Source organism: Streptomyces krungchingensis (assembly GCF_054729265.1).
In genome coordinates this window covers 4,252,570-4,267,117 of record NZ_JBPUKY010000001.1, presented here as the reverse complement: position 1 = coordinate 4,267,117, position 14,548 = coordinate 4,252,570, and the positions used below count along the sequence as shown (strand labels likewise).

The 14,548-nt window shown below is 73.9% G+C and carries 13 protein-coding genes; 4 read left to right on the top strand and 9 right to left on the bottom strand.

Features of this window, described 5'->3' with window-relative positions; translation table 11 throughout:
- Positions 1-112 precede the first annotated feature (112 nt).
- Positions 113-526, bottom strand: a complete 414-nt coding sequence (locus ACSYGO_RS18860; RefSeq protein ID WP_426681133.1) for a rodlin — start codon at positions 524-526, stop codon at positions 113-115.
- Between the two features lie 249 nt (positions 527-775).
- On the opposite strand from ACSYGO_RS18860, the gene ACSYGO_RS18855 reads away from it, so the two are divergent.
- The 4 genes from ACSYGO_RS18855 to ACSYGO_RS18840 all read left to right on the top strand — a co-directional run bounded on the left by ACSYGO_RS18855 (position 776) and on the right by ACSYGO_RS18840 (position 4,406).
- Entirely contained in the window at positions 776-1,192 is a 417-nt protein-coding gene (locus ACSYGO_RS18855; RefSeq protein ID WP_432172081.1) for a rodlin, read from the top strand.
- 280 nt (positions 1,193-1,472) lie between these two features.
- Positions 1,473-1,733, top strand: coding sequence for a chaplin (locus ACSYGO_RS18850; RefSeq protein ID WP_426681135.1), 261 nt, complete (start codon positions 1,473-1,475; stop codon positions 1,731-1,733).
- A 131-nt stretch (positions 1,734-1,864) separates the two neighbouring features.
- Positions 1,865-2,710, top strand: coding sequence for a chaplin (locus tag ACSYGO_RS18845; RefSeq protein ID WP_460387114.1), 846 nt, complete (start codon positions 1,865-1,867; stop codon positions 2,708-2,710).
- Between the two features lie 313 nt (positions 2,711-3,023).
- Entirely contained in the window at positions 3,024-4,406 is a 1,383-nt protein-coding gene (locus ACSYGO_RS18840; protein WP_460387113.1) for a glycoside hydrolase family 26 protein, read from the top strand.
- 22 nt (positions 4,407-4,428) lie between these two features.
- Here ACSYGO_RS18840 and ACSYGO_RS18835 read toward each other — a convergent pair whose 3' ends face one another.
- The 8 genes from ACSYGO_RS18835 to ACSYGO_RS18800 form a co-directional block, all read right to left on the bottom strand.
- On the bottom strand, positions 4,429-5,556 hold the full coding sequence (locus ACSYGO_RS18835; protein WP_432172079.1) for a GNAT family N-acetyltransferase: 1,128 nt from the start codon (positions 5,554-5,556) through the stop codon (positions 4,429-4,431).
- Positions 5,553-6,206, bottom strand: a complete 654-nt coding sequence (locus ACSYGO_RS18830; protein ID WP_426681139.1) for a YveK family protein — start codon at positions 6,204-6,206, stop codon at positions 5,553-5,555. The genes ACSYGO_RS18835 and ACSYGO_RS18830 overlap by 4 nt, the downstream gene beginning before the upstream one ends.
- Positions 6,207-6,223: 17 nt before the next feature.
- Positions 6,224-7,336 (bottom strand): glycosyltransferase, encoded by a 1,113-nt coding sequence (locus ACSYGO_RS18825; protein ID WP_432186060.1) that lies wholly within the window; start codon positions 7,334-7,336, stop codon positions 6,224-6,226.
- Entirely contained in the window at positions 7,333-8,097 is a 765-nt protein-coding gene (locus tag ACSYGO_RS18820; protein WP_432186061.1) for a polysaccharide deacetylase family protein, read from the bottom strand. The genes ACSYGO_RS18825 and ACSYGO_RS18820 overlap by 4 nt, the downstream gene beginning before the upstream one ends.
- A complete protein-coding gene (murJ, locus tag ACSYGO_RS18815) occupies positions 8,081-10,099 on the bottom strand; it encodes a murein biosynthesis integral membrane protein MurJ (protein WP_460389737.1) in 2,019 nt (672 codons plus the stop codon). The genes ACSYGO_RS18820 and murJ overlap by 17 nt, the downstream gene beginning before the upstream one ends.
- Positions 10,100-10,476: 377 nt before the next feature.
- A complete protein-coding gene (locus ACSYGO_RS18810; RefSeq protein WP_460387112.1) occupies positions 10,477-11,877 on the bottom strand; it encodes an O-antigen ligase family protein in 1,401 nt (466 codons plus the stop codon).
- A 5-nt stretch (positions 11,878-11,882) separates the two neighbouring features.
- A complete protein-coding gene (locus tag ACSYGO_RS18805; protein ID WP_460387111.1) occupies positions 11,883-13,319 on the bottom strand; it encodes an exopolysaccharide biosynthesis polyprenyl glycosylphosphotransferase in 1,437 nt (478 codons plus the stop codon).
- Positions 13,316-14,521 (bottom strand): glycosyltransferase, encoded by a 1,206-nt coding sequence (locus ACSYGO_RS18800; protein WP_460387110.1) that lies wholly within the window; start codon positions 14,519-14,521, stop codon positions 13,316-13,318. Before ACSYGO_RS18800 ends, ACSYGO_RS18805 begins: the two co-directional genes overlap by 4 nt.
- Between the last annotated feature and the right edge of the window lie 27 nt (positions 14,522-14,548).

Here is a 14,548-nt window from a genome sequence, read left to right as displayed (position 1 = left end):
GGCCCAGGGGGGTCTGAGGGATCCGAGTGCCGGTGCCGCTGTCGTCATGGAGCCGACAGCGGCAGCGGGCCGCCGGGACACCCGGCGGCCCGCTGTGCGCGGTGCCGGAAGGTCAGCTGCCGGAGGCGCCGTTGCCCGACAGGACCGGGATGTTGTCCAGGATGTGCGAGAGCGGCTCGTCGCCCTTGGCCTGGGTGGAGTTCTCGGTGCACTGCTGGTTCTGCGGGGCCGACAGGACCGGGACGTCCTGGACGGCGGTGATCGGGACGAGACCGACGACCGAGCCGACATTGCCCTTGACCGGCAGGCCGATGCAGGGCTTGTTCAGCGAGCCCTGGACGAGCGCCATCTGCGGGCTCATGGTGCCGTAGGTGGCCTGGTTGCCGTAGATCTGCGCGGAGTCGGTGCCCTGGGTGGTGGTGACACCGTCGTCGTTCCCGATCGCCAGCGCCTGCGGCGCGGCGGCAGCCGTGGCTCCGACGACGGAAGCGGCGACCGCGGCGGCGGCCATAACCTTCTTGATCACTTGCTGATCCCTTCTGGAGTAACCCCGTACACCGGAGCGCTCTGGACAACTGGAACCGGTCCACATGGTTGCTCCGGTTCACCCCAATGGCCCATACGGGTGGCGTCTTCGCCGAGTCCTCGGGCCAGAGGTTCCGTGAATTCCGCAACCCTGAACGCACCATCCGGGTGACGGGACGAAACCAATCCCGCCGGCGCCGGTTGATGTGGGAGCAGGAATACCTGTCTCTGCCAGGAAAGGACCGGAGTAATGCTCAAGAAGGCAATGGCCGCGGCGGCGGTCGCGGCTTCCGTCGTCGGTGTCTCGGCGACGGCCGCCCCGCAGGCGCTGGCGATCGGGAACGACGACGGCGTCACCACGACCCAGGGGACCGGTGCCGAGCAGTCCTACGGCAACGGCGTCACCCAGGGCGACATGAGCCCCCAGCTCTCCGTCGCCCAGGGCGACCTGAACAAGCTGTGCGTGGGCCTTCCCGCCAAGGCCAACGTGGGTTCGGTCGTGGGTGTCCTGGTGCCCGTCACCGCCGTCCAGGACGTGCCGGTGCTGTCGGCCGCGCAGAACCAGCAGTGTGCCGAGAACTCCACCCAGGCCAAGGGTGACGAGCCGCTCTCGCACATCCTGGACAACATCCCGGTGGCCTCCGGCAGCGGCGCCACCAACAGCTGACGGCTGTTCACGAGAGGCTCGGGCCGAGTGCCGCGTCATGCGGCAGGCCCGGGCCTTTCCGTGCTTTCCCGCCGTGGGCGGCGAGATATTCGGACCGGTCCGGAGAAGCGTTTCTTCCGATGTGAAGTTTTCGTGCGCATTCGGTGCGGGCGATTCGAGTGAATTAACAAGCGGACCGGGTTTCGCAGTTTCTTCGCCCCGTTGTCGCTCGTTCACAGCCCGTAGGTCATGGTGCGAGCCGTTCATGCTGTGCTCGCTCGGTTTCGGCCGTCAAACGGGCATGACCGCAGAGAAGGGAAAGTGCGTGAAGCTCAAGAAGAGCGCTGCAGTCGTCGCGGGCACGATCGCGGCCCTGGGCATGGCTGTCCCCGCCTTCGCCGACTCCGGTGCCCAGGGCGGCGCCGCCGAGTCCCCCGGTGTCCTGTCGGGCAACGTGGTCCAGGTCCCCGTGGACGTGCCCCTCAATGTGTGCGGCGACACGGTCGACGTCATCGGGCTGCTGAACCCGGCGCTGGGCAACGGCTGCGCCAACAACGACTGACGCGGCGACGGATCAGCCGCCTCGGCTGAGCCGCGGCCGGCCTCGGACTGCCTCTTCGCGTCCGGGGTCGGCCTTCCTCACTTCTACCAGCAGGAAGATCAACGAGATTGCGACAGACTCTGAGTAGGGGAATGGTCGTGGCCGCGGCCGCGACGAGCATCGTGTCCCTGTACGGGAACCCGGCCTTCGCCGACGCGGGCGCGGAAGGGGTCGCCGCGGACTCGCCCGGCATCGCCTCGGGCAACAACGTCCAGGTTCCGCTGAACGTACCGGTGAACGCCTGCGGCAACACCGTCGACGTGATCGCACTGCTCAACCCGGCCTTCGGCAACTCCTGTGCCAACGGCTCGGGTTCGGGCGGGACGAGCGGCACGACGGAGACGAGCGGGACGTCGGGTGTGCCGGGTGTGTCGCAGCACGACGACGACTCCGTCCACGGCCCGGACGACATCGGGCGCGTGACGCCCGGCACGTACAGCGGCTCCTCGGCGCACGGGGAGAGCACCGGATCGCCCGGCGTCCTGTCGGGCGGCCTGTTCCAGGTGCCGTTGGACGTGCCGGTGAACGCCTGCGGCAACACCGTGGACGTGGTCTCCGCGCTCAACCCGGCCTTCGGGAACGAGTGCGGCTACGGGGACACGCCTTCGACGACGCCTCCGACGACTCCGCCGAAGACGACGCCTCCGACGACCACGCCTCCGACGACCACGCCTCCGACGGCGCCGCCGCCGACGACCACGCCTCCGAGGACGGTGACCCCGCCGTCGACGCCGCCGGCCACGCCTCCGCCGACGTACACCCCGCCCACGCCGGCGTCCACGCCGCCGCCCGTCGAGGAGCAGACGCCTCCTCCTCCCGGCGGATCGCTGCCGAACACCGGCAGTGAGGGCACTCTCGCGGCGTCGGCCGCCAGCGCAGCCCTGCTGGCGGGCGGAATCCTCCTGTACCGGCGAGGCCGAGCAGCCTCCCGCCGTTAGCGCCCTGCTGCGGGTGCCGGACGACGCAGGAGCGCGTCCGGCACCCGAGCCGGTGCTCCACCCGGCGGCCACTCGGAGCAACGGGGCCGGCCATGTCCGCGGCGGGCGAGCCGGGCCGGGGCGCTCGACGCGTTCAGGGAACCCGACGCGATCGTCGCGGGGAACGGCGTGGACGGATTCCCGGCCATGGTCATCCGTGCGAGTGATCCTCACCCATGAAGACCGATGCCATGTTCGGCAAAAGGGGTACTTATATGACTGTATGTCAGTAATCGAAACGCATCACGCGGTTCCGAGCGCGCCGGGAGCGGACATGGCCCCACAGCAACTGCGGCCCCGAAGCGGGCGGTCGGCGTTCGTCGCGGCCGGCGTCGTGGCGGCGGTCGTCCTCGCGGCGGGTCCGGGACACGCCGCCGGCGCAGGAGCGGTCCAGGTCACCGACCCGGCAGTCCCGCCGCCCGCCCCGACGCCGTCGGCACCGGCGATCCCCGCCACGCCCAGCGCTCCCGCCGCACCGACCACCCCCGCGACGCAGCCGGGGACGGCGACACCGTCCGCCGAGCCGCCGCCGTCCACCGAGGGCCGCAACGCCTTCGGGGCGTACCTCGACTACGGACCCCCGGGCATCGCCCGTATCGCGAAGTTCGGCACGTGGCTGGGCGGCGCCGACGTGCGGGTCGGACACACGTATCTGCCGGGTGACCGCTGGAGCAACATCGAGGGCGCGCCCGACTTCCTCGACGACTGGGCCCGATGGCGGCGCGAGCGGGACGACAGGCTGTTCGTCCTCAACGTGCCGATGCTGGAGCGCAACGAGGAGAACATCTCCGACGCCGGGGTCCGGCTGCGGCTGCGCCAGGGAGCGGCCGGGCTGTTCGACGGTCACTTCCGGGCCCTCGCCGAACGTCTTGTCGAGCTGAAGGTGCCGGACACCGTCATCGTGCTCGGCTGGGAGATGAACGGCATCACGTACACCCACCGGTGCGGTCCCGACCCCGCGGCCTGGAAGGCGTACTGGAAGCGCATCGTCACCACCATGCGCGCGGTGCCGGGGCAGAAGTTCCGGTTCGAGTTCACCCCCAACCGCGGCCGGGACGCCATTCCCTGGACCCAGTGCTACCCGGGGGACGACACCGTCGACATCATCGGCATGGACGCGTACGACCAGCCGAACGGGCTGCCCTTCGAGGAGCAGGTGACGGAGCCGTACGGCCTCCAGCGGCACGTGGACTTCGCGAAGGCCCACGGAAAGCCCGTGGCCTACCCGGAATGGGGGCTCTACCGCAACGGCGACGACGTGTCGTACATGAAGGGCATGCTCGCGTGGTTCGACGAGCACAAGCCGGTGTACAACACGATCACGGACTACTGCCCGCACGGCGTCTGGCAGTGCGGGGAGAACCCGAAGGCGGCTGCGGTCTACCGTGCGGCGCTCCTCGGACGCACCGACCCGACACCCACGCCCACCCCGACGCCCACGCCTACACCGGAGCCGACGCCTACGCCCACACCGGAGCCGACGCCCACGCCCACACCGGAGCCGACGCCCACGCCGACGCCCACGCCGACTCCCACACCGGAGCCGACGCCGGTGCACCCGCCGGGCTGCACCCCCGTCGACCTGGGGGACTGGGTCGAGTACTGGATGGGCGGCAAGCTGTGCCTGCGCTTCGACTGGTGGTCGCGCAGCCGGTGAGACGGGGAAGGCGGCGGGCCGTTCACGGCCTGCCGCCCTCATGCTCCTGCCGGCCCCGCATCAGCTCTCTGCCCCGGTTGCGCGCGGCGACGTCGCAGACCACCGCCGACATCAGCGGCGCGGTGCGGTGCCGGGCGAGCAGCAGACGCTGGTTGACGACGGTCTCCGGGCGCCAGTGGTGCTTGTACGGTTCGTCGCCGCGCAGCAGGCTCAGCGATCCGCGCCCGCTCCCCTCGGTGTGCCGGGTGCAGGCGCTGAGCAGCATCACGGCCACGTCCGCCTTGCGTTCGCGCAGCCGGGGATCCGCGCCGTACAGATAGCCGCCCACGAGGCACCGGGACAGCAGGGTGAGGTCCACGGCCACCACCGAGTCGTCGAGCCGGAACTCGGTGACCACCGCGTCCCCGGAGCGCACCATCGGGACCATCGACCGGACCAGATGCTCGCAGAACCGCTCCTGGACGTGCTCGGCGGTCATCGGCCGGCCCTCCCACTGCAGCCGGTGCAGTTCGAGGAGGCGGTGCAGCGCCGCGCCCACCCCGTCGGGGCCCACGACGTGCTGCTCCACGCCCAGCGCGGTCAGCTTGCGCAGCTTGGCGCGGACGCGCTGGGCCTTCGAGGAGGGCAGCCGGCCCGCCAGTTCGTCCATCGACGTGGCGGGCAGCTCCAGGCACACCGAGTCCCGCACCCGTCGGCGCGGTCCGCGCCAGCGCTCGTAGATCCGCTCCGCCGCGCCGCCGGGGCGGACCTCGCGGAAGTCGATCAGGGCGCTGCGGGCGGCCTCGGACAGCCCCTCGGTGAGCGTGGCCGCCGCCCGGTCCGCGTACTCGTCGTCGAGCAGCACGTCCCCGTAGTCGGTGATCGACCCGCCGAGCGGTACGAGGGCGGGCAGCGGCCTGCGCTGCCTCATCAGGGGCGCGACGGCGCGGAGTTCACCCCCGTCACGGACCACCATCAGGCGCAGCCGTCCCGGCATGCCGTACGAGAGCCACCAGGAGTGCAGCCAGGCGTGGTTCTGGAACGGCGTGGCGGCCCCGCAGCGGCGGTACAGGCGTCCCCAGGCCGGCTCCAGCGCGGCGAACTCCCGCTCGTCGGTGACGAGTTCTGTTCTCGACGAGCCTCGTACCGCGGTCTGCAGGGTGCCGCTCACAGCTGGCCGTGCACTTCGACGGCGGGCGCCGGGCTCGGTACGGACGCCGGGCGGGCGGCCTCGGCGCCGCGCCGCGGACGGACGAGCAGCAGAAGGCCGCCGAGCAGCCCGCCCGCGCTGGCGCCGACCAGCCCCGTCACCGTCGGCGACGGCGAGGAGGCCTGGGCGGGACGCACCGCGCGGGAGAACGAGACCAGCTCGACGTGGGTGCTGCTCCGGTTGTCGTTCGCGTGCCGGGTCAGCGAGCGGGCGACGGCGTTGGCCATGTCGGCGGCGACGTCCGGGCGCCCGGAGGTGGCCGACACGGCGACCATCGGGGCGTCGGGCGAGGTCGCCGTCCGCACGTGCGACTGGAGCGTGCGCACCGGCACGCCCGCCCACACCTGGGCGTCCCCGAGCACCGCGAGCTGGGTGGCGACCCGGCCGTAGGCCTGGGCGAAGCCGAGCGCGGCCGCCGGGTCGCCCTTGTCGGTCGGCACGGCGATGACGTAGCTCGTGGCGGTGTACGTCGGAGGCTTCACCATGCCGTAGGCGCCGCCCAGCGCGCCGCCGAGCACCGTGCCGGCGGCGAGCAGCGACCAGGACGGCAGGGACCTCACGCGGGTGAGGGCCCGGCCCGTCGGACGATGGCCTCTGGTGTTGTCGGACATGAGGAACTCACTCCCAGTCAGGTGCACGAGACGGCGGCCGCGTACACGTCCATGAGCTGCGCGGCGCTGCGGGTGATGGAGTAGTGGTGCGCGGCGTCCGGCGCCGAGCGCGCGGCGGGGCCCCGCGCGCGGAGCCGGGTCAGCCCGCCGACGAAGGACGCCGTGTCGCCCTGGACCCGCACGGCCCCGCCGGTGGCGTCCGGCGGCAGGTCCTCGACGGCCGGGCAGGACACGTACAGCACGGGCAGTCCGGCCGCCAGCGCCTCCACGACGGCGAGGCCGAACGCCTCCTCCGCACTGGGCGAGGCGAGGACGTCCATGGCCGCCATCAGCGACGGCAGATCGGCTCCGGGGCAGTCGCCGGTGGTGCGCTCACCGGTGAACAGCACCCGGTCCGCCACCCCGGCCCGCTGCGCCGCCCGCCGCAGCATGCTCTCCCCGGCGCCGCCGCCCACCAGCAACAGCCAGTGGTCGTCCGGAAGTGAGGCGAGTGCGCGGATCAGCACGTCGAACCGCTTGCCCGCCGTGAGCCGGCCCACCCCGCCGACCACGTACGCGCCCTCCGGCAGGCCCAGCCGGCGACGGGTGAGGTCGCGCAGTTCCGGGTCGAACCGGAACCGGGCCACGTCGATGCCGTTCGGCACGATCTCGATGCGCGGCCCCGGCACGCCCCAGCGCCGCAGCCGGGCGGCGACGGTAGGGGAGACGGCGACGGTCGACCGGCCCAGCCGTTCGCTGGCCAGGTACAGCGCGCGTACGCCGGCACTGAGCCGACGCCCCTCCATCTGCGAGTCGCCGAGCGAGTGTTCGGTCGCGACGACCGCCTTGACCCCGGCGAGCCGCGCGGCGAGCCGCCCGTACACGCAGGCCCGGTACAGGTGCGTGTGCACGAGGTCGTAGTCGCCCGCGCGGATCACCCGCACCAGGCGGGGCAGCGCGGTCAGGTCGCGGTTGCCGGACATGCCGAGGTGGATGACGCGCACGCCGTCGTCGGCGAGCCCGTCCGCGACCGCGCCCGGGTTGGTGAGCGTCACCACGTCGCAGTCGACCGGCAGATGGCCGAGCAGCAGGCGCAGTTGCTGCTCGGCCCCGCCGACACCGAGACCGGTGATGATGTGCAGGGCCTTCACCGGAGCCCCGCGACCGGGCGCCGGCGCAGACGGTGCAGCTTGTACTTGAGCAGGAGGCGCACGGCGTTGTCGTTCTCGCCGATGTGGAGGCGCGGCAGGGCGTGCCGTCCGGTGAGCGGGCCGGGGTCGATCGCGCAGGCGTACCCGTATCCGGCGGCGCGGACCGCGTCGGCCACCCGCCCGTCGACGGTCCCGTACGGGTAGCAGAAGCCGTCGACGGGAGCGCCGGTCAACTCCGCGAGCACCGCCCTGCTTTCGGCGACCTCCGCGTGCAGCAGGGCGTCGTCCGCCCGGGTCAGGTCGACATGGGTGAGCCCGTGCGAACCGACCTCGATGCCCTCGGACGCGGCGGCCAGCCGGATGCCCTGCTTGTCCAGGAGCGGTTTGCGGGGGCCCAGCGGGTCCCACGCGTTGTCGCCGCCGAGCCGGCCCGGCAGCACGAACAGGGTCGCGCCGCAGTCGTGGCGCCGCAGCAGCGGCAGCGCGGTCTCGACGAAGTCGGCGTACCCGTCGTCGAATGTCAGGCCCACCAGGCCGTGCGCGGCGCCGCGCGCGTGGGCGGCCAGGAGGTCGGCCATGCTCACGCCGCGCAGACCGCGGCGGCGCAGCCAGCCCAGCTGCCGGTCGAGCCGGTCCGGCGAGACCGTGATGCGGTACGGGTCGTCCGAACAGTCGCCCACGGAGTGGTACATCGCGACCCAGGGCGGCGTCTCGGGGGAGTGCGTGCCGGTACGTCTGATGCTGTCAGCGGAAACGGACATGCGGGAGCCTTCGTGTGACGGAACGGAATGCGGGTGCGCAGGCCTGGACCTTGAGGGCCCAGGCCAGCAGGGCGAAGACGACGGTCACGACCGTGCCGCCGACCATGAGACCGAGCACGGGGGAACGGGTGCCGCTCGCGGCGACCGCCCCCGCCACGGCGGCGACGGCCGCCGCCCGTACGGGTTTGCCGAGCTCCGACACCACACGACGGGTCCGGATCGGCACACTGCGCGGGCCCGTGCCGCACAGCAGGAGCACGGCGCTGACCGTGATGCCGAGGGCGTTGGCGGCCGCGATCCCGTGCACCCCCCAGACGCCGACGGTCAGCGCGCCGGCCCAGGACGTCACGACGAGCCCGACCGTCATCGCGAACAGCGGGTACCAGGTCGGCCGTCCCGCCGAGAAGAACGAACGGACCAGCGCGCCGACCAGGGTGTGGCCGAGCAGTCCCAGGGTGTACACGCGCATGACCGACGCGGTGGCCGCCGTGTCCCGGGCGGTGAACGCCCCGCGCTGGAAGAGCAGTTCGATGATCTGCGGAGCGCATGCGACGACCGCCGCGGCGCCGAGCAGCACCGTGCAGGAGACGAGCGCCAGGTCGCGTTCCACCCGCGCCCTGGCCTGCTCCGTGTCGCCCTCCGCCTGTGCCCGCGCGACCACCGGGAAGGTGACCGTGCAGAGCATCAGGGCGAGCACCATCGGCATCTGGGCCACTTTCTGGGCGTAGTTCAGATGCGAGATGGCGCCCGCGGGCAGCGAGGACGCGAGGTAGCGCTCGACGAGGACCTGGCACTGCCGGCACAGGGCGAACAGCAGGACCGTCGTGATCAGTGTCAGGTCCACCGGCCGGACCTGCGCGCCGCCTCCCGTGTCGTCTGTCCGCGCCATGGCGGCGAGGTCGTCGCCGGGCGCCTTCCCGGCCCTGAGCTGCCGCCACAGCGAGGGCAGTTGCGCCCCCACCATCAGCGCGCCGCCGAGCGCCACTCCGAGGGCCGCGGAGCGCACGCCCCAGTGGCCGCCGAGCACGAGCATCGACGTGATGATCGCCGCGTTGTACGCCACGTAGATCGCTGCCGGCGCGACGAACCGATGGTGTGCCCGCAGTACCGCGCTGCAGTACCCGGCGAGCCCGAAGCTCAGCACCCCGGTCGCCGTCAACCGTGTGCAGTCCACGGCCAGTCCGGGATCCGGCAGCCCGGGCGCCAGTGCCTCGACGAAGTAGGGCGCCCCGAAGACCAGCACCCCGGAAGCGGCCATGAAGGCCAGCGACAGCCGGGGCAGGGTGGCGCCGACCAGGGCGCGGACGGGGTCACCGACCGTCCCCCGGGCGCGGCGCGCGACGGCCACGCTGAACGCGGGTACGAGTACGAAGGCCAGACCGTCCTCGATCAGCAGCGTCGCCGCGAACTCCGGCACCGTCCAGGCCACCAGGAACGCGTCCGTCTCCGAACCGGCCCCGAACAGGTGCGCCAGCGCCTGGTCCCGGCCGAGGCCCAGCAGCGCCCCGGCGATGGAGAGGGCGATCGTGACGAGCGCGGCCTTGGCGAGGAAACGGCCGGCGGCCGTTTCCCGGGGTTCGGCGGGGGCGTCAGGAGCGGCTCTGCGGGCCGCGGGCAGCACGACGGGGGGCCGGGTGCGCGGGGGGCTCACGGTGCGGACGGGGACCGAGGCGCGCACCGAGCCGGCGTCGGCACGCCCGGCCCCCGCGCCGCCCGCCGCGTCACCGGCCTGCGCCGCGCCGGTCTGGTCGGCCTGGGCCGTGCCGGTCCGGTAGGTCTGCGCTGCGCCGGTCTGGTCGGCCTGGGCCGTGCCGGTCCGGTAGGCCTGGGCCGCGCCGGTCTGGTCGGCCTGGGCCGTGCCGGTCCGGTAGGCCTGGGCCGCGCCGGCCTGGTCGGCCTCGGCCATGCTGGTCCGGTCGACCTTCGCCGTGCCGGTCCTGTCGGCCTCCGCTGCGCCGGTCCGGTAGGCCTGCGCCGCGCCGGCCTGGTCGGCCTCAGCCATGCCAGTCCGGTCGACCTCCGCCGCGCCGGCTGGACCGACCCGGCCCGCCTCCGCGGCGCCCGGCGCGCTGACCTGGTTCGCCGTCGCTTTCGGCGCTCCGCCCCGGTGTGCGTCCGCCGGGCTTGCGGTGTCGGCCGCCGAGCGGGGTGCGATGCCGGCCGCTCGCGCCGGGTCCGGGGCGCCCGCCGCCGCGCCGGTGCCGGCCCCGGTCTCGGCTGCCGTCCCCGCCCCGGTGACGGGCACCGTGCCGTGCGCCGGGTCCGCGGGGAGTTCGCCGCACGGCCCGGCCGTACCCTCGCCGTCGGCGGAGGGGACGCTCTCGGGCGTGGAGCCGGGCTCCGGGCGTTCGTCCGTGCCTGGACCGGGCGGATCCACCGTCATCGTGCCGTCGCTCCTTCCGCCGGGGCGGGCGTCGCGGCGGACGCGTATGCCGGTGCCGTGGTGGACGTGGGATCCAGCAGGGCCCACCAGGCCGCCAGCCCGAGCACGAGGCCCGTCAGCACGGTCGAGGGCCCGCCGATGTCCGCGTACACGAAGTCGGTCAGCTGCCAGACGAGCAGCCCGCAGGCGACCAGCGCGCAGTCGAGGCCGGACGGGGTGCGCCGTACCCGGACGAGTCCGCGCAGCGCGCACACCAGGAGCGCGAGCCAGCTGCCCGCGAGGGCGAGCAGCCCGATCAGCCCCTGTTCGCCGAGCACCAGCAGATACATGTTGTGCGGGGAGAGCAGCGGCTGGCGGTGGTACGCCTCGCCGGCGCCGCCGACCTCGCTGCCGGAGGACAGGGCGAGGGACGCGTGGCCGTCGCGGTGGTCGGGGAAGCCCTTCAGACCGACCCCGGTCAGCGGGCGTTGGCGCCACATGTCCACGGCCGCCGCCCACATCGTGTACCGGTCGACGACCGACTGGTCCGGGGCGTCGGTGACCTGGGTGATGCTGTTGATCCGTTCCTGGAGCATCGCGGTGCCGACGCCGAACCCGCCCACCAGGATCACCGCGGCGGCGGCCACGGCGGCGCCCGCCTTCACCGCGCGCCGCGCCCCGGCGAGCGCCAGCTGCGTTCCGCAGGTCGCGGCGGTGGCGATCCACGCTCCCCGGCTGAACGAGAGCGCGAGCGGCAACGACAACGCCACGGCGCACACCACGGCAGCGCACCGCCCCCAGGACCCGTGCCCGCCCGGCCCACCGGGTGCCGTGGACGGCCTGAGCGCCAGCGCCACCGCGCACACCAGCCCGAAGGAGACCACGGTCGCCATGCCCATCACGTCCGTGGACCCGAAGGTGCCCACGGCCCGGATGTCCTCGCCCATGTACGTGGCCCCGGTCCCGGTGGCGTACTGATGCACCCCGACCGCCCCCTGCCACAGGGCCAGGGCGACGAACGACCAGGCCAGCAGCCGGAAGTCGGCGCGGTCGCGCACCGACAGCAGGACGGCCGCCGGGACGAGCACGAAGATCTGCAGATAGCGGCCGAGCCCTGCGAGGCCCGCCCCCGGGCTCACGGCATCGGCCGCGGAGACCGCGATGCCGACCACGGGCAGCCCGACGATCAGGGCGGCCGTGCCGGACAGGGGGCGCAGGCGGCCGCGCAGGAGCCGTACGGCGCAGCACACCACGAGCAGGCCCGACATGGCGTCCGCGGGCGTGGCGCCGCCCTCCGTGCCGGGTGCGTGCGGCAGCCCGAGCAGGGCGATCACCGCGATGGCGGGCAGGACGGGCAGCGCGCGCCGGACGGCGGACACGCACGTGTCCAGCGGCGTGAGGGGCAGGGCGTGGCTCAAGGGGCTCAGCTCCCCGTCGGGCGTACGAGCGAGGCGGCGGTGCGCAGCAGGATGCAGACGTCCTGCCACAGCGACCAGTTGTCGATGTAGGCGTTGTCGAAGCGGCAGCGGTCCTCGATGGAGGTGTCGCCGCGCAGCCCGTGGATCTGGGCGAGCCCGGTCATGCCGGTCGGCATGCGGTGCCGGGCCGCGTAGCCGGGATAGGTCTGGCTGAACTTCGCGACGAAGTAGGGCCGTTCGGGCCGGGGCCCGACCAGGCTCATGTCGCCCCGGAAGACGTTCCACAGCTGGAGCAGCTCGTCGAGCGAGGTACGCCGGAGGAACTGGCAGAAGCGGCTCATCTCCTGTTCGTTCGCGACGCTCCAGCGGGTCGCGGCCTCGTGCGCGTCGGCCGGCCGGTGGGTACGGAACTTCAGCAGGGTGAAGGGCCGCCCGTCCTTGCCGATGCGCTCCTGGCGGAAGACCACACCGCGGCCCTCGCTCAGCCGCAGCGCCGCCGCGCACATCAGCAGCAGCGGGCTGACGAGCAGCAGCAGCGTCCCGGACACGGCGACGTCGAGGGTTCGTTTGCCGACTCCGCCGCGTCGCCGCCCGACGGACAGCCGGCGGCAGGGGAACCCGGCGAGCGTGTGCCGGCCGCCCCTGTCGTACGCGGGCGAGTCCGCGTCGACCTCCCACAGGGCGCACCCCGCTTCGGCCAACGCCCGCAGCAGCGGCTCGCGTTCGCCACGGGGCTCGATGACGAGCACGGCCCGTACGCCGTTCTGGATGAGCGCCCGCTGCACCTCCTCGCCGGTGGTGAGGACCGGCAGCCCGACGCCTCCCGCCGCACGGTCGGAGACGACACCCACCGGCCGCAGACCGCAGCGCGGATGGCGCAGGAAGGCGGCGGCCACCCGCTGGGCCGTCGCGACGGGCCCGATCACCAGGGCCGCGCCGGGGCGCAGCAGGAGTGTCCTGCGGCGCCGCCGGTGCACGGTGGCGCGGCCCGCACAGCTCGTCGCCGACTGGAGGGCGCAGCCCGCCGCGAGGGTGGGGGCGGACAGCGCGGCGGCCGGGGCGAGCGCCGCGACGACGGCGGCCAGCGCGCACCACAGGACCGTGATCCGCACGCACAGGGCGGGCAGTTCGTCGAGGACGGCGGGTACCGGCTCGGGCCGGTACAGCGACGACCGCGCGTTGACGGCGACCATGCCGAGCAGCAGCGCGCCGAGGAGCAGCGGCCGGCGCTGGACCTGCGGGAGGGCGAGGCCCGTGAGCAGAGCCGCGGCGGCGTCCGCGGTGAACAGCGGCAGCCACGCGGCCCGCCGGCCCGACGGCCGCCGCCCGGCAGGGAATCTGAAGCCGCCGTCCGCGCTGCGGGCGGGGACGACCGAGACGGCCGAGAATCCGTACTCCCGGGGCTGGCCGCCGGGGGAGGGAACGGTGCTTTCCGCGGTCACGTGTGGATGGACTCCCTGCACTCGGTGTGGTCCTCGCACGTGACACGCCCGGCGTGCGGTGCCCGTCGGCCGGTCAGCAGTTCGCGGTACACCTCCGCGACCGCGTCGGTCATGTGGCGCACGTCGTGCGTGGTCGTTACGTGGTCGCGTCCCTCGCGGCCGAGCGAGTCGCGCAGGAGCGGGTCGCGCAGCAGGGCGCCGATCGCCTCGGCGAGCGGTCCGGGCGCCCGCGGCGGCACCAGACAGCGGGTGGCGAGGGCCGGGGGCAGACTCTCGCGGGCGCCGTCCACGTCCGTCACGAGGACGGGGCGTCCGCAGGCCATGGCCTCCAGCGGAACGAGCGCCATGCCCTCCCACCGGGACGGCAGGACCACGAGATCCGCGGCCGAGTACCAGGGCACGGTGTCGTCGGCGGCCCCTGCGAAGAGGACGCCGTCGGGTGCCGCGGCCCGCAGCGTCGCCGCGTCCGGCCCGTCGCCGACCAGGACGAGCCGGGCGCCGGGAATCTCCCGGAGTACCGAACTCCAGGCCTCGAGCAGGACGTCCTGCCCCTTCTGCCGGCACAGCCGCCCCACGCACACCACCACAGGAGCCGGCGGATCCACCCCGGCCCCGGCGAGCAGCGGAAGCCCGGCCCGCGCGGAGCGGGCGTCGGCCGGACGGAAACGTGCCGTGTCGACGCCGTTGGGGATCACCTGCCACTGCGCGTGCACTCCGGCGCGCACGCCGGTCCTGCGCTCCGCCTCGCTCACGCACACCACTCGCGACGCCCAACGCGCCCCCCAGCGCTCCCAGATCACCGCCAGCCGGGCGGCCGTCCCGTCGACGGCCTCGAACGACCAGGCGTGCGGCTGGAACACGGTGGGCACCCGCCCGCGCACGGCCAGCCGCACGGCCAGCCCCGCCTTGGCGCTGTGCGCGTGCACCACGTCGGGCCGCGCCCCCGCGAGGAGGCGGCCGAGCCGGCGCACCTCCTGCGGCAACCGCGGCCCCGGCGCACGCGTCGCCCGCCAGTGCCGTACGTCCGCGCCGAGCATCCGCAGCGAGCGGGCCAGGGGGCTGTCGTCCGGGCAGGCGACCGTGACGTGCGCACCCGCGGCCAGTTGGGCCCGCGCCAGGTCCGTGACGACCCGGGGTACCCCGCCGTCGACGGGCTGGGTGACGTGAAGGACCCGCGGCGGAGGGTCGGTTGACAGTTGCATGCGCGGTTCCTTGCTCACGGGCGGCGC

Excerpts from the sequence above, each read along its gene's own strand:
- ACSYGO_RS18855 (WP_432172081.1), top strand. The coding sequence starts at position 776 with ATGCTCAAGAAGGCAATGGCCGCGGCGGCGGTCGCGGCTTCCGTCGTC.
- ACSYGO_RS18850 (WP_426681135.1), top strand. The coding sequence starts at position 1,473 with ATGACCGCAGAGAAGGGAAAGTGCGTGAAGCTCAAGAAGAGCGCTGCA.
- ACSYGO_RS18845 (WP_460387114.1), top strand. The coding sequence starts at position 1,865 with ATGGTCGTGGCCGCGGCCGCGACGAGCATCGTGTCCCTGTACGGGAAC.
- ACSYGO_RS18840 (WP_460387113.1), top strand. The coding sequence starts at position 3,024 with ATGGCCCCACAGCAACTGCGGCCCCGAAGCGGGCGGTCGGCGTTCGTC.
- ACSYGO_RS18830 (WP_426681139.1), bottom strand. The coding sequence starts at position 6,206 with ATGTCCGACAACACCAGAGGCCATCGTCCGACGGGCCGGGCCCTCACC.
- ACSYGO_RS18820 (WP_432186061.1), bottom strand. The coding sequence starts at position 8,097 with ATGTCCGTTTCCGCTGACAGCATCAGACGTACCGGCACGCACTCCCCC.
- murJ (WP_460389737.1), bottom strand. The coding sequence starts at position 10,099 with ATGGCTGAGGCCGACCAGGCCGGCGCGGCGCAGGCCTACCGGACCGGC.
- ACSYGO_RS18800 (WP_460387110.1), bottom strand. The coding sequence starts at position 14,521 with ATGCAACTGTCAACCGACCCTCCGCCGCGGGTCCTTCACGTCACCCAG.